Origin of the sequence: Paraburkholderia sp. GAS348 (genome assembly GCF_050434205.1) — a bacterium.
In the GTDB taxonomy this organism is placed as follows: Bacteria; Pseudomonadota; Gammaproteobacteria; order Burkholderiales; family Burkholderiaceae; genus Paraburkholderia.
On the sequence record NZ_JBNPVT010000015.1, the window covers coordinates 96,313 to 113,146 of the forward strand.

At 64.0% G+C, this 16,834-nt stretch carries 9 protein-coding genes and 2 pseudogenes; 3 read left to right on the forward strand and 8 right to left on the reverse strand.

The window, feature by feature from the left end:
• Positions 1 to 150: 150 nt before the first annotated feature.
• Together P3T22_RS23085 and P3T22_RS23090 are read right to left on the reverse strand one after the other, a co-directional pair.
• Positions 151 to 1,644, reverse strand: coding sequence for an FAD-linked oxidase C-terminal domain-containing protein (locus P3T22_RS23085; protein ID WP_429326233.1), 1,494 nt, complete (start codon positions 1,642 to 1,644; stop codon positions 151 to 153).
• 99 nt (positions 1,645 to 1,743) lie between these two features.
• A complete protein-coding gene (locus P3T22_RS23090) occupies positions 1,744 to 3,159 on the reverse strand; it encodes an FAD-linked oxidase C-terminal domain-containing protein (protein ID WP_063494818.1) in 1,416 nt (471 codons plus the stop codon).
• A gap of 234 nt (positions 3,160 to 3,393) precedes the next feature.
• On the opposite strand from P3T22_RS23090, the gene P3T22_RS23095 reads away from it, so the two are divergent.
• Both P3T22_RS23095 and P3T22_RS23100 read left to right on the forward strand, forming a co-directional pair.
• Positions 3,394 to 3,948, forward strand: coding sequence for a cob(I)yrinic acid a,c-diamide adenosyltransferase (locus P3T22_RS23095; RefSeq protein WP_429326234.1), 555 nt, complete (start codon positions 3,394 to 3,396; stop codon positions 3,946 to 3,948).
• A 102-nt stretch (positions 3,949 to 4,050) separates the two neighbouring features.
• Positions 4,051 to 4,653, forward strand: a pseudogene (locus tag P3T22_RS23100) (nitric oxide dioxygenase); the annotation flags it as partial.
• Positions 4,654 to 4,708: 55 nt separating this feature from the next.
• Here the strand turns inward: P3T22_RS23100 and P3T22_RS23105 are convergent.
• From P3T22_RS23105 to P3T22_RS23130, 6 genes and pseudogenes are all read right to left on the reverse strand, one after another.
• A complete protein-coding gene (locus tag P3T22_RS23105; protein WP_063494819.1) occupies positions 4,709 to 5,041 on the reverse strand; it encodes a helix-turn-helix domain-containing protein in 333 nt (110 codons plus the stop codon).
• A gap of 3 nt (positions 5,042 to 5,044) precedes the next feature.
• Positions 5,045 to 5,383 (reverse strand): annotated as a pseudogene (locus P3T22_RS23110) (type II toxin-antitoxin system RelE/ParE family toxin).
• 199 nt (positions 5,384 to 5,582) lie between these two features.
• Positions 5,583 to 6,656, reverse strand: coding sequence for a 3-deoxy-7-phosphoheptulonate synthase AroG (aroG, locus tag P3T22_RS23115; protein WP_172175315.1), 1,074 nt, complete (start codon positions 6,654 to 6,656; stop codon positions 5,583 to 5,585).
• A 404-nt stretch (positions 6,657 to 7,060) separates the two neighbouring features.
• Positions 7,061 to 8,527, reverse strand: a complete 1,467-nt coding sequence (tldD, locus tag P3T22_RS23120) for a metalloprotease TldD (RefSeq protein WP_063494822.1) — start codon at positions 8,525 to 8,527, stop codon at positions 7,061 to 7,063.
• Between the two features lie 93 nt (positions 8,528 to 8,620).
• Positions 8,621 to 9,499 carry a carbon-nitrogen hydrolase family protein gene (locus P3T22_RS23125; RefSeq protein WP_082855144.1) on the reverse strand — a complete coding sequence of 293 codons (879 nt, stop codon included), beginning with the start codon at positions 9,497 to 9,499 and terminating at the stop codon, positions 8,621 to 8,623.
• A 128-nt stretch (positions 9,500 to 9,627) separates the two neighbouring features.
• On the reverse strand, positions 9,628 to 13,827 hold the full coding sequence (locus P3T22_RS23130) for a YhdP family protein (RefSeq protein ID WP_429326235.1): 4,200 nt from the start codon (positions 13,825 to 13,827) through the stop codon (positions 9,628 to 9,630).
• 207 nt (positions 13,828 to 14,034) lie between these two features.
• Between P3T22_RS23130 and glnE the strand changes: the two genes are divergently transcribed.
• On the forward strand, positions 14,035 to 16,833 hold the full coding sequence (glnE, locus tag P3T22_RS23135; protein ID WP_429326236.1) for a bifunctional [glutamate--ammonia ligase]-adenylyl-L-tyrosine phosphorylase/[glutamate--ammonia-ligase] adenylyltransferase: 2,799 nt from the start codon (positions 14,035 to 14,037) through the stop codon (positions 16,831 to 16,833).
• The last annotated feature ends 1 nt before the right edge of the window (position 16,834 follow it).

Below are 16,834 nucleotides of genomic sequence, written 5' to 3' on the forward strand. Positions count from 1 at the left end.
CGTGTAGGCGGGAGGAATCGTGCCGGAAGGCGGGTCAGGAAGCGGCCTGGTGGTGTGTGGGCGCCCCTCTATGTGGACAAGTGGCGCCGCGCGGCGGCCGCGCCCGGTGACGCTGATGCCCGCCTTGGGCCGGCAGCGTCACCAGCCGCCTTAAAACCGCGGCAGGTCCGGATGCGGCAGCAAGCCGCCGCGCACGTGCATCTTGCCGTACTCGGCGCAGCGGGCGCGGGTGGGAATGCCCTTGTCGGGATTGAGCAAGCCGGGCGCGTCAAAGGCGCGTTTGACCGCGTGGAATGCATCGCGCTCTTCGGGCGAAAACTGCACACACATCGAATTGATTTTCTCGATGCCGACGCCGTGCTCGCCGGTCACCGTGCCGCCCAGTTCGACGCACGTTTCGAGAATGTCACAACCGAACGCCTCAGCCCGATGCCACTCGTCCTGATCGTTGCCGTTGAACAGGATCAGCGGATGCATGTTGCCGTCGCCGGCATGGAATACGTTGATGCAGCGCAGGCCGTATTTCTTCTCCATCACTTCGATGCGCGCCAGCAGCGGCCCGATACTGCGGCGCGGCACGGTGCCGTCCATGCAGTAGTAGTCGGGCGAAATACGGCCAGCCGCCGGAAACGCGTTCTTGCGCCCGGACCAGAAGCGCAGCCGCTCATTTTCCGAGCGTGAAATCTGGATGCGGGTGGCGCCTTGTTCACGCAGCACCGCAGTCATGCGCACGATTTCGTCGGCCACTTCTTCCGGCGTGCCGTCCGATTCGCACAGCAGGATTGCCGCCGCGTCGAGGTCGTAGCCCGCGTTGACGAACTCTTCGACGGCGCGCGTAGCCGGTTTGTCCATCATCTCCAAACCAGCCGGAATGATGCCCGCTGCAATGATGCCGGCGACCGCGTCGCCGCCTTTCACGACATCGTCGAAGCTGGCCATGATGACCTGCGCCGTTTGCGGTTTCGGGATCAGCTTGACGGTGACTTCGGTGACGATTGCGAACATGCCTTCGCTGCCGATCAGCACCGCGAGCAGATCGAGCCCTGGCGCGTCGGGCGCGAGCGAACCGAATTCGACGATTTCGCCTTCCATCGTCACAGCGCGCACACGCAGCACGTTGTGCACGGTGAGGCCGTATTTGAGGCAGTGCACGCCGCCCGAATTCTCGGAGACGTTGCCGCCGATCGTGCAGGCGATCTGCGACGACGGATCGGGCGCGTAGTAAAGGCCGTAGGGCGCGGCGGCGTCGGAAATCGACAGATTGCGCACACCCGGTTGCACCGTGGCGGTTCGGGCATACGGGTCGACTTCGACGATCTTCCTGAAGCGCGCGAGCGACACCACCACGCCGTGACGAATCGGCATCGCTCCGCCGGATAGACCGGTGCCCGCGCCGCGCGGCACGATCGGCACGTCGAGCCGGTGACAGATTTGCACGATGCGCTGGACCTGCGATTCCGTCTCCGGCAATGCGACCGCGAGCGGCAGACGCCGATAGGCGGCGAGGCCGTCGCAATCGTAGGCGACGGTGTCTTCTTCGCGATACAACAGACAGTGGGTCGGCAGCACGGCCATCAGCGCCTGCACGACTTCGCGCTGGCGCTGGGCGAGAACTTCGGCCGTCAGTTCGACGGGTGCGTTCATATGACTTGTCTCCTGGTGTCCTTCACCCTGCGTGTCCGGTCTGGCCTGGTTGTGCGGCAGCAGGCGTTGCCGCTGCCGCAACCGGGTGTCAACGACGCCTCAAGCTACCCAGGAAAAGATTTTGCCCGGGTTCATCAGATTACGCGGGTCGAGCGCGTGCTTGATGGAGCGCATCGTATCGACGGCGACTTCACCGTGTTCTTCGAGCATGAAGTTCATCTTGTGCAGACCGACACCATGCTCGCCCGTGCAAGTGCCGTCCATGCGCAGCGCGCGCTGCACGATGCGCTGGTTCAGGCGCTCAGCTTCGACGAGCTCTTCCGGCTTGTTCGGATCGATCAGGATCGCGACGTGGAAGTTGCCGTCGCCGACATGGCCGACGATCGGGCAGGGCAGTGGCGACGCGTTCAGATCCTGCTCGGTTTCCACCACGCATTCCGCGAGGCGCGAGATCGGCACGCAGACATCGGTCGTGACGGCGCGGCAACCGGGCTTCAGTTGCAGCATCGCGAAATAGGCGTTGTGGCGCGCGTTCCACAGGCGGCTGCGGTCTTCCGGGCGGGTCGCCCATTCAAAACCTTCGCCGGCATTCTGCGCGGCGATCTCCTGCACCAGTTCGGCTTGCTCTTTCACGCCGGCTTCGGTGCCGTGGAATTCGAAGAAGAGCGTGGGCGCCTCACGCAACGTGAGATTCGAATGGCGATTGATCGAGCGGATCGCGAGCGAGTCGACGAACTCGACGCGTGCAATCGGCACGCCCATCTGAATCGTTTCGATGACCGCGCGCACCGCATCTCCCATCGACGGGAACGTGCAGACGGCCGCCGAGACCGCCTCCGGTTGCGGATACAGCCGAACGGTGATTTCGGTAATCACGCCGAGCGTGCCTTCCGAGCCGACAAACAGACGTGTGAGGTCGTAACCCGCCGACGACTTGCGCGCGCGCGTGCCGGTTTTGATCACGCGGCCGTCGGCGAGAACCACCGTCAGCCCGAGTACGTTTTCGCGCATCGTGCCGTAGCGCACGGCATTCGTGCCTGAGGCGCGCGTAGCCGACATGCCGCCGATGCTTGCGTCCGCACCCGGGTCGATCGGGAAAAACAGGCCGGTGTCGCGCAGCGCTTCGTTCAGCTGCTTGCGCGAGATGCCGGGCTCCACGGTGACGGTGAGGTCCTCGGCATTGATCGACAACACGCGGTTCATTTCCGATAGATCGATCGACACGCCGCCTTGCACCGCCAGCAGATGCCCTTCGAGCGACGAACCGTTGCCGTAGGGGATGATCGGCACGTTGTATTGGCCGCACAGCTTGACGGCGGTTTGCACGTCTTCCGTATTGTGCGCAAATACGACGGCGTCGGGCAGTTGGGGATCGAACGGTGATTCGTCGCGGCCATGGTGGGCGCGCACGGCTTCTGCCGTGGACACGCGTTCGCCGAAGACGGTTTCGAGGGCGGTCAGCAACTCGGCGGGAAACGGCCGGCGCAGCGGGGCCGGCGGCACGGGATGATTCACGCATATCTCCTGATATCGGGGCGGAGTTGTTCTACAGCTTGTGCGTCATTTTACGCCGATCGTCCATGCCGGCATCGGGGGCGGTTGCCGCACCTATAATGGCGGCGATCTCGCGATGCGCGCAATATGGATAAACGCGGTGGCTAACCTGGTGGCTCATTTGCCGGATTCGCCGGATGGATCCGCCGGCCCTGCGCTGACGCATCGTCACTGAATGAATGCATGGGAGACATCATGGGCAACCGCTTGAGCAAGATCGCCACCCGTACGGGCGACGACGGCACCACCGGTCTCGGCGACGGCCGCCGCGTGCGCAAAGACAGCGTGCGCATTGCGGCAATCGGCGACGTCGATGAACTCAACTCGAATCTCGGCGTGCTGCTGTGCGAAACGCTGCCCGACAACGTGCGGGCGGCGCTGGTCGCGATTCAGCACGACCTGTTCGATCTCGGCGGTGAGCTTTGCATTCCCGGTCACACGATGATTACCGACAAGCAGCTCGGCCAACTCGACGATTGGCTGGCCGACTACAACGCGACCCTGCCGCCGTTGAAGGAATTCATTCTGCCCGGCGGTTCGCGTGCGGCTGCGCTTGCGCACGTGTGCCGTACGGTGTGCCGGCGCGCCGAACGGTCGATCGTCGCCCTGGGTGAAGGCGAGGCGATCAATGAGGCGCCGCGGCAGTATGTGAACCGGCTGTCCGACCTGCTGTTCGTGCTCGCGCGCGTGCTCAATCGCGCGGACGGCGGCAGCGACGTGTTATGGCAGCACGATCGTAGCGCTGGCTAACACCGCGTTTTAGTCCCTTTAAGTCCTGTGACAATCTGTCCGGGTGAGAATTTCTTCTTAAAAAGGTGTTGTAAATGCATCTTTAAGGAGAAGTAGTTATGACCGCGCTCACCGAGCTTGTCGGATGCGCCGAACGGTAACTGGCTGCGTATTTCGGTGAAACGCGAGGCCGGCCGCGAAGATACGGCGCCCGGCCACGTATCGAATCTTCTGCACGACGGTGTGGAAGTGGGCGCGGTGGTACATGTCAGCGCGCCGATGGGCGATTTCACGCTGGACCGCAAGAAAACGACGCCCGTGGTGCTGATGAGCGGCGGTGTAGGTGTAACCCCAATGACCTCAATGCTGTCCACGTTGCTCGCCGACCAGAGTGAGCGCAGCGTGACTTTCGTGCATGCCTGCCGCAATGGCCGCGTGCATGCGTTCCGGCAGTGGCTTAACGATAAGGTGGCAGCGCATCCGAGCGTTACGCGCGCGGTGTTCTACGAAGCCGTTGACGCGTGCGATCGTGCCGGCATCGGCTACGATTTCGAAGGCCGCCTCAACATCGCGAAAATCGCCGACAAGGTGATCGTTCCCGATGCGGATTGCTACATCTGCGGGCCGGTGCCTTTCATGCGCGCGCAATGCGAGGCGTTGGCCTCGCTCGGTGTGGATGCGGCACGGATTCACACCGAAGTGTTTGGTTCAGGCGTAGTGCAGTGAAGCGGGGGCGCATGGCAAGCCGGGTGTGAAAGCACGCGGGAGTCTGCCGTGCACCTTACCCAACCGCCAGGGTGACCGGCTTGCCGATCCGGCTCATCATTTCGACCAGGGTATCAATGGTGAACTTGGTGGTCTTCTTGTTGACCACATCTGACACGCGCGGCCGCGACACCATCAGAATCTCCGCCGCCTCGGCCTGCTTCAGATGATGCTGTTCGATCCAGCTGGACAGTTCGGTCATCAACTGCTCCTTGAGCAGCCGCGTGTCGTTGATCTGTTTTTGCGAAGCGGCGTGCAAGCGCTTCGCTTCTTCGGCGGAGAAGCCGAGTTCGAGAAACAGGTTTGCACCGGGTTTTGTTACGTGACGGATTTTCGTGTCGATCGTCATTTGTTAAGTTTTCCTATCATTGATGATGGCGCGGTACCGCATCTCGGCAATCTTTCTATCCTGCGGCGCCAACTTCTGCGTTTTCTTCTGAAAGCAATGCAGAACGTACAGCGCTTCCACAAACTTGGTGACATACATCACGCGGTAAATGCCGTCAGCCTCTCTGATGCGAATTTCGCGTGTTCCAGCGCCGATCGAATCAAACGGCTTCTAGTCGTCGGGGTCAAGTCCTGCCTGAATCTTGCCAAGCTGAAATCCGGCCCGGCGACGTGGCTCTTCGGGAAAAGCGAGTAAATCGTGATAGCTGGAGCCCATCCAGCGAATTTCTTTTTCATGCCCCATAGCCGCCTTTGATGTACAAAATATTATACGCAACACCCAACCAGGTCAAGTCGTATCCGACCTGGCAAACGAGTTGTTACGGTACAGAGGCGGCGCATGGCGCACCATTCGTCCATTCGGCTAACAAAAAACCCGGCTGCATGAGCCGGGTTTTCGTTGAGCAAACTACAGCCATCGCGCTGAGGCGCGTAGCGATTTTTTAATTGCCGCTGCCGCGCGCCACACGTCGTTGCTTGACCGCTTCGGCGAGACCTTCCAGCACGGCGACGCTTTCGTCCCAGCCGATGCACGCATCGGTGATGCTCTGGCCGTATGTCAGCGCGCAGCCTTCCTGCAGATCCTGGCGGCCCGCGATCAGATGCGATTCCACCATCACGCCGACAATCCGTTCGTCACCCGAAGCAATCTGGCGGCCGATGTCCGCGCACACCGGAATCTGGTTCTCGTGCTTCTTCGAGCTGTTTGCATGGCTCGCGTCGATCATCAGCCGCGCCGCGAGGCCGGCCTTGCCGATGTCGGCGCATGCCGCATTGACACTGTCCGCGTCGTAGTTCGGCGTCTTGCCGCCGCGCAGGATGATGTGGCAGTCCTCATTGCCGGCGGTTGAGACGATCGCCGAGTGGCCGCCCTTGGTGACGGACAGGAAATGGTGCGGTTGCGACGCGGCCTTGATGGCGTCGACGGCGATCTTGACGTTGCCGTCCGTGCCGTTCTTGAAGCCGACCGGGCAGGACAGTCCGGAAGCCAGTTCGCGGTGCACTTGCGATTCGGTCGTGCGTGCGCCGATCGCGCCCCACGAGATCAGATCGGCGATGTATTGCGGGCTGATCATGTCGAGGTATTCGGTGCCGGCCGGCAGGCCGAGCTCGTTGATACGCAGCAGCAGTTCGCGGGCGGTGCGCAGGCCGTCGTTGATCTTGAAGCTGTTGTCCATGTGCGGGTCGTTGATGAGGCCTTTCCAGCCCACCGTCGTACGCGGCTTTTCGAAGTACACCCGCATCACGATTTCGAGTTCGCCGGCGAAGCGCTTGCGCTGTTCGACGAGACGCCCGGCGTATTCCATCGCCGCCTTCGTATCGTGAATCGAGCACGGTCCGATGATGACGATCAGACGGTCTTCCATGCCGTGCAGGATGCGATGCATCGCGTTGCGCGAGTTGTAGATCACATCGGACACCGTTTCGTCGCAAGCGAATTCGCGGATCAGGTGAGCGGGCGGCGTGAGTTCTTTCAATTCGCGGATGCGGACATCGTCGGTGTTGTGCGGGGGCATGCTGGTTCTCCTGAATCGGGTCGTAGCGTGTTCGCGCGGGCAATGAAGGCTGCGATCAGACGGCGATCAGGCAGCGATGCCACGGCGAACAACAATCAAAAAGATTTCAACGGCAAAAGTGTCAAAGGCGTGAGGCGAAAAAAAACCGCCAGGCTAGCTGGCGGTTTTCGTGAATTCTGGGTGTCTTGCGTGCACTAACACCCCTCTCGATCCGCCAGCGGTCTGAGATGCCAAAAAAAGTAAAAGTAAAACTTGGCGGACATGGCGAAATTGGGTCGCTGGTCAAAAAGGGTGAGTGACTTTATAACCCGTTCAAGCTTGGCTGGCAAGCCGCAGGGTGCAAAAATGCGGTAAATCCGCATACTTCGAGCATTGTGTGCACGAAGTATGCGTATACATCAAAATCAGGCTGTGCCGCCGACCGTCATCTTGTCGATACGCAGCGTCGGCTGACCGACGCCCACCGGCACGCTCTGGCCTTCCTTGCCGCACACGCCGACGCCCGAATCGAGCTTCATGTCGTTGCCGATCATGCTGACGTATTTGAGCGATTCCGGGCCGCTGCCGATCAGCGTCGCGCCCTTGACCGGGTAGGTAACCTTGCCGTTTTCGATCATGTACGCCTCGGAGGCCGAGAACACGAACTTGCCGTTCGTGATGTCGACCTGGCCGCCGCCAAAGTTCACCGCGTACAAACCGTTCTTCACGGAAGCGATGATCTCCTGCGGGTCCTTGTCGCCGTTGAGCATGTACGTATTGGTCATGCGCGGCATTGGCAGCGCGGCATACGATTCGCGGCGCGCGTTACCCGTGACCGGCATTTTCATCAGGCGCGCGTTCAGCGTGTCCTGGATGTAGCCTTTCAGGATGCCGTCTTCGATCAGCGTCGTGCACTGGGTCGGATTGCCCTCGTCGTCGATATTCAGCGAGCCGCGGCGGTTCGGCAGCGTGCCGTCGTCCACCACCGTCACGCCCTTCGCCGCAACCCGCTCGCCGATCCGGCCCGCGAACGCCGACGATCCCTTGCGGTTGAAGTCGCCTTCGAGGCCGTGGCCGATCGCTTCGTGCAGCAGCACGCCGGGCCAGCCCGGTCCGAGGACCACGGTCATCGCGCCGGCCGGGGCCGGACGGGCGTCGAGGTTCACCAGCGCCGCATGCACGGCGTCGTCGACGTAACGCGACAGCACTTCATCAGTGAAATAGCCGTAGTCGAAGCGGCCGCCGCCGCCGCCGCTGCCGATTTCGCGGCGGCCATTCTGCTCGGCGATCACCGTGACCGACACGCGCACGAGCGGACGGATATCGGCCGCAAAGCCGCCGTCGCTGCGCGCGACCAGCACCACGTCGTATTCACCGGCGAGGCCTGCCATCACTTGCTGAATGCGCGGGTCGCGGCCGCGCGCCATCTGTTCGATGCGCTCGAGCAGCTTGACCTTGGCGGTTGCGTCGAGCGAATGCAGCGGATCGGACGGCAGGTACAGATCGCGCCCGGCGATGCCGGTCAGCGACGAGGCCACCTTGATCTTCTGCTTGCCGCCGCCTGCCTTGGCGATTGCCCGCGTGGCGATGGCCGCCTGGCGGATCGCTTCGGGCGACAGGTCGTCCGAATACGCGAAAGCCGTGCGGTCGCCCGACACGGCGCGCACGCCGACGCCCTGATCGATGCTGAAGCTGCCCGACTTCACGATGCCTTCTTCGAGGCTCCACGCTTCGCTGCGCGTGGCCTGGAAATACAGGTCGGCGTAGTCGATCTTGTGCGTGAAGATTTCGGCGAGCGTGCGGGTGAGCAGGGATTCGTCGAGACCGTAGGGCGTCAGGAGGATGTCCTTGGCGGTGGCGAGATTACGGATACCGGGTTCGATGATGTTCATGCGAAGTATGTTCTGCTCGATACGAAGGATTCGGTTAGCGCCTGCATCACTATATGAGTGACAGGCGCCGCACTTTCAATGTCAGGGAACGCATCAGCAACTCAGTACGCGGTGACGCCAGGCGGGCAGGCTCTGCCGCACTTCGTCGATGCGCGCACGCTCGAGATTGCCGGCCACCACGCCGGCGCCTTCGTCGCGCACCGCGACGATTTCGCCCCACGGGTCGATCAGCATGCTGTGACCCCATGTCCGGCGGCCGTTTTCATGTTTGCCGCCTTGCGCGGCAGCCAGTACGTAACACTGGTTTTCGACCGCCCGGGCGCGTAGCAGCATCTCCCAATGCGCGCGGCCGGTGGTGTAAGTGAATGCCGACGGCACCACGATCAGCGCGCAGTCGCCCATGCGCCGGTACAGCTCCGGAAAGCGCAGATCGTAGCAGACCGACAGGCCGACCCGGCCGAACGGCGCCTCGAAGGTGCGGACTTCGCCGCCGGGGCAGATGGTGCGTGCCTCGTCGAACGAATCTTCGCCCTTTTCGAAGTTGAACAGATGGATCTTGTCGTAGCGCGCGGCCTCGTTGCCTTGCGGGTCGAACACCAGCGTGGTGTTCAGCACGCGGGCCGGTTCCTGCGACATCAACGGCAAGGTGCCGCCGATCACCCACACCTTGTGGCGGCGCGCGGCATCGGCGAGAAAGCGCTGGATCGGGCCGTCCTGGTAGGGCTCGCGCACGGCGAGCTTGTCCGTGTCCTTGAAGCCCATGAAACAGAAGTACTCAGGCAGCTGGACGAGTTGCGCGCCGTCGGCGGCGGCTTCGGCGATCAGGCGTTCCGCTTCGGCCAGATTGCGTTCGCGATCCGGCGTGCTCACCATTTGCAGCGCGGCCACGCGGAAGGCGCTGTCGGAAGACCCGCTGGACGTCGCAATGGGCGAGGCGGTGGACGAAGATGGAGAGACGTGTGTTTCGCTCATGAGCGTTTCGAAAAACTCCCGGCAAGGCGGCGGCGCGAACCGCTGGCGCCGCATACGTCGTTTAAGGCTGGCTGGGGCCTGTGGCGCGGCACGGCGCTCTTCTGATCCAACAGAGGATCGGATCGGGCTCAGTGCGCTTCCACGGTCGAAGCCGGAGCGTCCATCTTACCGCGATCGCTCTTCACCCGCTCGATGTGCGGTTTCGACCACGAACCGGTGATCGCGTACTCGCGTGCAAACGCCGAGGAGACCGATTTGCTGAACGCCAGATCGGCCACCAGTGCGCCGAGCCCGAGGAGCGGATTGACCACGGTCGCGGCGATCACCGCGGCGCCGGCGCTGACGGTCGGCACGATCTGCACGTGCAGATCCTGGGTTTCCTGTGCCAGATCCACCGAGCCCTTCATTTCAGCGCGGGCCGGCGCCGTCACCATCTCGAAGTTCTCGGTGCGGCCAATGCCATTGTGGATCTGGCCCGTGCCGGTGACGCGTTCGAACGGCAGCCCCTCGCCGATCACGTCGCGGAAATTGAGCGTGGCGAAGCGCGCGAGGCTTTGCAGGCTGAGCACGCCGAGCAGTTTCGCGACGCCCGGGTCGACCTTGAGAATCTGTCCATGGCGCAGATCGACGGCCAGATTGCCGTTGAGCGTCGGGTAGTCGATGGCGGCCGGACCGCCGCGCCAGACGACCTTGCCCGACAGCGTGCCGTTGCCGGCCTTGATCGTGTGCGGCTGGCCAAGGCGCTCCAGCAGCGCGCCGGCGTCCTTGATGTCGAGTTTGAAATCGAACACGGTGCGGCGCGGCGTCGTCTCGTCGGCGGTGTTGCCGAGGCCCGTCGACGTGCGCCAGTTCGCGGTGGCGGTCAGCGTGGCTGCGGGGTTGGCGATGTCGAACTTGTCGAGTTGCCAGACTGGCACGCCGTCTTCTTCGAAGTTGTGCGCGTCGACTTCGAGCCGGCCTATGTTGCGATCGCGAAAGATCAACTCGTCGACCACCAGATCGATGGACGGCATGTTCTGCGCCGGCGCCAACATGGCCTGGCCGAGCAGATCCTTATCCGTGGCAGACGGAATCACCACACGGGCAAAGCGCGCCTGCAGCGTGCCCGGCGATTCCTTATTGGCGCCCGGCAGCCAGGAAACGTGGCCGGACACCTGGTTCGACGCAATGTTGGCCTGCCATTTGCGGTCCGCATGCGACGCGCCGACGATCACGCTGTCCCAGTGCCGCTTGAGCAGCGTCAGCGTGCCGACGTGCACCGCGAAGCGGCTCGGCAGGAATTGCGCGAGGGTCGGATTCGGCGCAGCCGGCGCAATGGCGGCGGCGGACGCGGCAGTTGGCGCTTCCTTGTTGCGCATCTGCGTGACGAGCGCGCGCCAGGCGTCGGCGTCGAAGCTTTCGACGTCGACGGCGGCGATCACGCCGTCGGACGGCAAGTCGGCGGGCTTGTTGACGCCGATTGCGCCGCTCACGACCGTCGGCGGCGTTTTCGGCTGGTAGCGCAGCAGGTAGGCGGCGGTGATCGGGCCGAAGGTGAGGTCGGCGCGTTCCAGACCCGCTTCGCTCGCGTCGGTGGACGGGCCGACCGCGAAGTGCAACGGCATCGGCGTGCCGACCGGTTTGTCGAACGGCGCGGGGAAGTCGAGCGCAAGCCCGGTCAGATCGGAGTTCGCCGTGACCTCCGGCAAGCGCCCCTTGGCGCCGCGCACGTTGAGCGCGTAGGGCGCGCTGCCGCTCATGCGCGTCAGCACCTGGGCGGCCGGGCCATGCAGATTCAGGTCGCGCGCGGCATCGACGGCGATGTGGCCGCCAAGCTCGAGTGCATACGTGCCGTCCTGCTTCAGGCCGCCATTCGCATGCACGTCGCCGCCGAGGAACTGGCCCGAGAGCCGGTCGAGCTGCGCCGTATGCTCGGTAAAGCGCACCTTGCCGTTCAGTTGCGACAGCGGTGGCACGTTATCGACCGTCAGGCGATTGCTCTGGAAGCCCACCGCGCCTTCCACGCCGATATGCGGCTTCGGCGTGCGCGGCACGGTCAGTTTGAGCGCCAGCGCGGCGGGCCCTTCGGCGCGCACTTTCTCGGCCGCATGTTTGGACATGGGGCCAAGCGAGCTTTCATCGACGTAGTCGAGCATGTCAGCAAGCGGTCCGCGGCCGTTGCCCGTGATGACGAGGTCCGACGCCTTGGTGCCGAGGTCGTCGATCCTGCCGTTCACCTTGTTTAAAGCGACCCGCTTGTAATGGGCGCGGTCGATATCGAAGCGCAGCACGTTCTCTTTGAGTTCGAACACGCCGTCGATGCCATCCAGCGGCGGCCACACGTTCGGTGTGCCGTTCTTCATCCTGCGCGGCGGGTACGGCGAAGGGTCGAACTTGCCGCCCTTGAACGGCGCGACGATATGGAAGATCCCGGCCTCCGGGGCGCGGGAGTAGGGGAATTTGGTCAGATCGCCGTGTATTTCGATCGTCGCGCCGCGCGATATGCCGGCTTGCAGCCCATGGCCCAGGTAAATGCGCAGCTTTTCGCCGATGCTGGTCGGCAGATAGCGGACGATGCGCGTAACCTGCGCGCGCTGGAAGTCGGCCTTCAGGTCGAGCGTGCCGCGCCCATGGCCTGGGTTGCTGTAATCGGCGGTGGCGGTGGCGTCAGCGTCCGCGTTCGAGATGCCGAAGTCGGCCAGCTTGACGGTAAAGGCACGGTGATTTTCGCCCGGCGCCTTGGGTGTGATGGTCCAGTCTGCCCGGCCGTGCAGACGGTCGAGTGTCAGGCGCGGGTCGTCGAACACGCCCGGCAGCGTAATCGCGACGTTGGAGGTGTCGAGCGTCGCGGTGCCGTGGTTTTCGTCGGCGTCGACCCTGCCCCACAGGTTTTCGATACCGGGAATGCCCGCGCGCGGGTGATTCAGCGGGGTGAGCCCCGGCGGCGGTTCCTGCGCGGCGAAGCTGATGCCTTGCAGGTCGCCCTTGAAACGATAGCGCTCGATCGGCTCGGCGCCGCTTGGCCGGTGGTCGCTGCCCGCTTCGCCGGATTCGGGTTTGCCGCGTTCGACTTCGATCACATAGTTCGACACCATGCCGCGCGGATTGAAGCGCACCAGACTGTTCAGCAAGGGGCCCGGCAACGGCAGCGCCCGGCTGAATTCCGCGAGGATGCCCAGGTCGACGCGGTCGCCGCTGACGCTGACGAGTTGCCCGTGCTGCAGCGAGGCGGTCCGGTAGCGGCCGTCCAGCGTGGAGAGCGCGAGAGTGCGGGTGAGCGGCGTACCGTCGTCGAGCGGCGGCTGGCCGAGTTCGGCGTGCAAGTCGATCAGTTGCAGTGTGTAGTCGCCCTGGTCGGCCTCGAGACGCCACGAGAAATTGGCGATCGGCACGACCAGCTTGGGCTGGGTCGGGCGGACCCGCATCGCGACATCCGTGCCGGCCAGTTTCCCGCTCGCCGACTTCATATGGCCATCGGCGAAGTCGGCCCAGATCGCATTGTCGATGCGGCCGGCGAACATCTCGATCGGAAAATTGATGTAGCGCGCAAGGGTCGGCAGATCGACCGGACCGGTCGATATATAGACCCCTCCGGCCCAGTTGACCGGCTTGCCGATCGCGGAGAGCCGGGCGTGTTTGAAATGCGTGCGGAAGTCGATCGGCCCGTGCAGGACATGGCCGTCGGCGGGCGCTTGCAATGCGAGCCGGTGATCGTAGCCCTCGTTGAGAATCGCGATCCGGATGTCGTGCAGGGCGAGCTCCGGCGCGTCATGCTGGGCATCGCGCCAGCGCAGCACGCCGCCGCGCACCACGATCGCCTGCTGGCGCAGCAGCCACGTGGACAGGGTGTCGTTGCCGCTGTGCCGGGTCGGCACCGGCACGCCCGCCACCGAGATCACGCCGTCGCTGCTGCGCGACACTAGCACGTCGGGTTGATCGACGATCAGGCTGGAAAGCGCGGGATGGAACTGCCAGAGCGACTTCCACGAGAGCGCGGCGGTGGCGTGCGGAATGGTCAGCGCCGCTTTGCCTTCAGGGTCGCGAATGACGATATCGGTGACGTCGAGGCCCGGCTGAAAGCCGCTCCAATGCGGCGCCAGCTTGCCGATGGTGAACTGGGTGTGCAGATTCTCGGAGACGGCGGCTTCAATGCGCGGCCGGAACGAGTCGATATGCGGCAACAGGACGTAACGCAAACCGAGAAAAAGACCCGCTGCAATGAAATAGAAGGCGAGTGCGAGCGCCATCACCACATGGGACGTCCGATGCAGCACCACATGGGCGCTTCCGCTCGCGGGCCGGACCTGCCTGGTTTCGTGCGGGTCGGCGGATTCGTTTCGCTCGGACATGCTGCAGCGGGTGGGCGTATGGTAGTTTTGCGAATTAACGACGAAATGTAACACACGAGAAAGCGTCGGCGGGCCTCCGGCAAACCCTTTCTGCATGCCGTCTCGCGACTTGCGCGAGGCCGCCGGGCCGCGCTTGGGCCCGCCTGGAACCGTGTGTTGCAGCAAACTGAACCACGCTGATCAAGCAACGAGCGAGCCAGACCCTTGATGACTGATGCCACTCTCCTGAGTTCCAGCTATTCACACTACGCGGCGCGTGCCGCAGCGGCCCGTCCGCAAATCGTGGCGCAGGTGGCGGCGCTCGCGTCCGCGCCCCTCACACGCGAACGGATCGACGCGCGCTTCGACGCGCTGTGCGCCGAGGCAGCCGGCGCGCGAGGCGGCCCGTTGAGTGAGGATGCACTCAAACGGGCCTTGCGCCAGTTGCGCACGGAGGTATTTTGCGCCGTGATGGAGCGCGATCTGGCAGGCGAGGCGGATGTCGCCGAGGTCACCGGCGCGATGACCGATCTGGCGGAGACGTCGATCCAGCGTGCCTTGGCGGTCGTGTCCGCCGAACTCGAAACGCTTTACGGCGAACCACGGGGACCGCTGGGCGAGCGGCTCGCGCTCGGCGTGGTCGGGATGGGCAAGCTGGGCGGGCGCGAGTTGAACGTGTCGTCGGATATCGACCTGATCTTCGTCTATGAAGAAGACGGCGAGACTGCGGGCGGTCAGCGTTCGCCAATCGCGACGCAAGACTTTTTTACGCGTCTGGGAAAGCGCCTGATCGGCGCGCTGGCCGAGGTGACCGCCGATGGTTACGTATTCCGGGTCGATATGCGTTTGCGGCCGAACGGCGATTCGGGGCCGCTCGTGTGCAGTCTCGGCATGCTCGAAGAGTATTTCTACGTGCAGGGCCGCGAGTGGGAGCGCTATGCGTGGATCAAGGGGCGGCTCGTGTCCGAAGGCGCGAGCGAGGCGGCAGAGCGGCTGCAGAAGCAGCTCGACGCGATCGTCACGCCGTTCGTCTATCGACGTTATCTCGACTTCGGCGTGATCAGCGCGATTCGTGCGCTGCATTTGCAGATTCGCCAGGAAGCGCAGCGGCGCGCCTCGATGCGGCCCGACAAGGCTGACGACATCAAGCTGGGCCGCGGCGGCATTCGCGAAATCGAATTCAGCGCGCAGGTATTTCAGCTGATCCGGGGCGGCCAGGATGCCGGTTTCCGGGTGCGTCCGACGCTCGCCGTGTTGCGGCATGCGGCCACGCACGGGCTGCTCGATACCTCGGTCTGCGTGAAGCTTTCACAGGCTTACCGCTTCCTGCGCGAACTCGAACACCGCCTGCAATACCGCAACGACGCGCAAACCCACGCGATGCCGGTCGATCCCGAGGAGCGTGCGGCGCTCGCGCGCGCCATGGGTTGCGACGACTATGCCGCGCTGATGCTCAAGCTCGACGCGCACCGCGAGTTCGTCGAACAGCAGTTCGACCAGATTTTCGCCGACAAGGTGAGTGGCCGCGACGGCTGCGGCGCACCGGAAGACGGCGCGGCGGCGTGGGTCTGGAGCAGCGCGCTGGCCGACGACAGCGCTGACGAAGCGCTTGGCGCGCGCCTGATCGAACTGGGCGTGCCCGAGCCGGGCGAGCTGCTGGCGCGCTTGCGCGGGATATGGCAGTCGTCGCGTTACGCGGGGCTCGCCGAGCGTAGCCGGCAACGCTTCGACATCGTCGCGCAGCGGGCGCTGGAAGCCGCGCGTACGTTGGAGCCGCCCGAACGGCGCGGCGATACGGTCGCGCGTTTCTTCGACCTGCTCGAAGCCGTGAGCCGGCGCGGCGCGTACCTTGCGCTGCTGACGGAATACCCGCAGGCGCTGCATCGGGTGCTGTCGGTGCTGGGCGGTTCGCGCTGGGCCGCCGGCTATCTGATTCGCCACCCGCAATTGCTCGACGAGCTCCTCGATGACGAGGCGATGGACAGTCCGTTCGACTGGCCGGAATTCAAGCGCACCCTGCGTTTGCGTCTGGCCGCAGCGGACGGCGTCGAGCAACAGATGGATCTGCTGCGCCACGCGCACCAGGCCGAGGTGTTCCGTATCCTGCTGATCGATCTCGCCGGCAGGCTGAGTGTCGAGCATGTGAGCGACCGTCTGTCCGAACTCGCCGACGCCGTGCTCGACGTCACGCTCGAAGCCGTCTGGAACCAATTGGCCAAACGCCACCGCGAGGTGCCGAAGTTTGCGGTGATCGCGTACGGCAAGCTGGGCGGCAAGGAGCTCGGTTACGCGTCCGACCTCGACGTCATTTTCCTCTACGACGATCCGGACGATGCCGCCGCCGACGTCTACGCCACCTACACCCGCCGCCTCATCACCTGGCTGACGACGGCGACCGGCGCGGGTACCTTGTTCGATGTCGATCTGCGGCTGCGGCCGAACGGCGAGTCGGGCCTGCTCGTCACCGATCTGGACGCGTTCCGCCGTTATCAACTGCGCGAAGGCGATGCCGCCAATACGGCGTGGGTGTGGGAGCATCAGGCCTTGAGCCGCGCGCGCTATTGCGCGGGCGATGCCGAAATTGGCGCGAAATTCGAGCAGATCCGCGAACAGGTGCTGACCACGCCGCGCGAAGCCGCGCCGCTCGCGAAGGAAATCGTCGAGATGCGCGAGCGCGTCGAGGCGGGGCATCCGAACCATACGGCGCTGTTCGACCTGAAGCACGACCGCGGCGGCATGGTCGATATCGAATTCACCGTGCAGTACTGGGTGCTCCTGCATGCGGCGAGCGATCCTGAACTGATCCGCAATACCGGCAACATCGCATTGCTGCGTGAGGTGTCACGGTTTGGCTTGATGAGTGAGGAGGAAGCGGAGACGGTCGGTGCGGCTTATCGGGTTTACCGGAAGTTGCAGCACCAGCTGCGGCTGGATGGGATGGAAAAGGCGCGGGTCGATCCGGCGCTGGTGGTGACTGAGTGTGAGGCGGTGTTGGGGCTTTGGGAGCGGGTGTTTGGCTGCGGCTGAA

Bases quoted from the DNA above. Each gene is read 5' to 3' on its own strand.
- P3T22_RS23085 (WP_429326233.1), bottom strand. From the start codon at position 1,644: ATGAACGCACCCGTCGAACTGACGGCCGAAGTTCTCGCCCAGCGCCAG.
- P3T22_RS23095 (WP_429326234.1), top strand. From the start codon at position 3,394: ATGGGCAACCGCTTGAGCAAGATCGCCACCCGTACGGGCGACGACGGC.
- P3T22_RS23105 (WP_063494819.1), bottom strand. From the start codon at position 5,041: ATGACGATCGACACGAAAATCCGTCACGTAACAAAACCCGGTGCAAAC.
- aroG (WP_172175315.1), bottom strand. From the start codon at position 6,656: ATGCCCCCGCACAACACCGACGATGTCCGCATCCGCGAATTGAAAGAA.
- tldD (WP_063494822.1), bottom strand. From the start codon at position 8,527: ATGAACATCATCGAACCCGGTATCCGTAATCTCGCCACCGCCAAGGAC.
- P3T22_RS23125 (WP_082855144.1), bottom strand. From the start codon at position 9,499: ATGAGCGAAACACACGTCTCTCCATCTTCGTCCACCGCCTCGCCCATT.
- P3T22_RS23130 (WP_429326235.1), bottom strand. From the start codon at position 13,827: ATGTCCGAGCGAAACGAATCCGCCGACCCGCACGAAACCAGGCAGGTC.
- glnE (WP_429326236.1), top strand. From the start codon at position 14,035: ATGACTGATGCCACTCTCCTGAGTTCCAGCTATTCACACTACGCGGCG.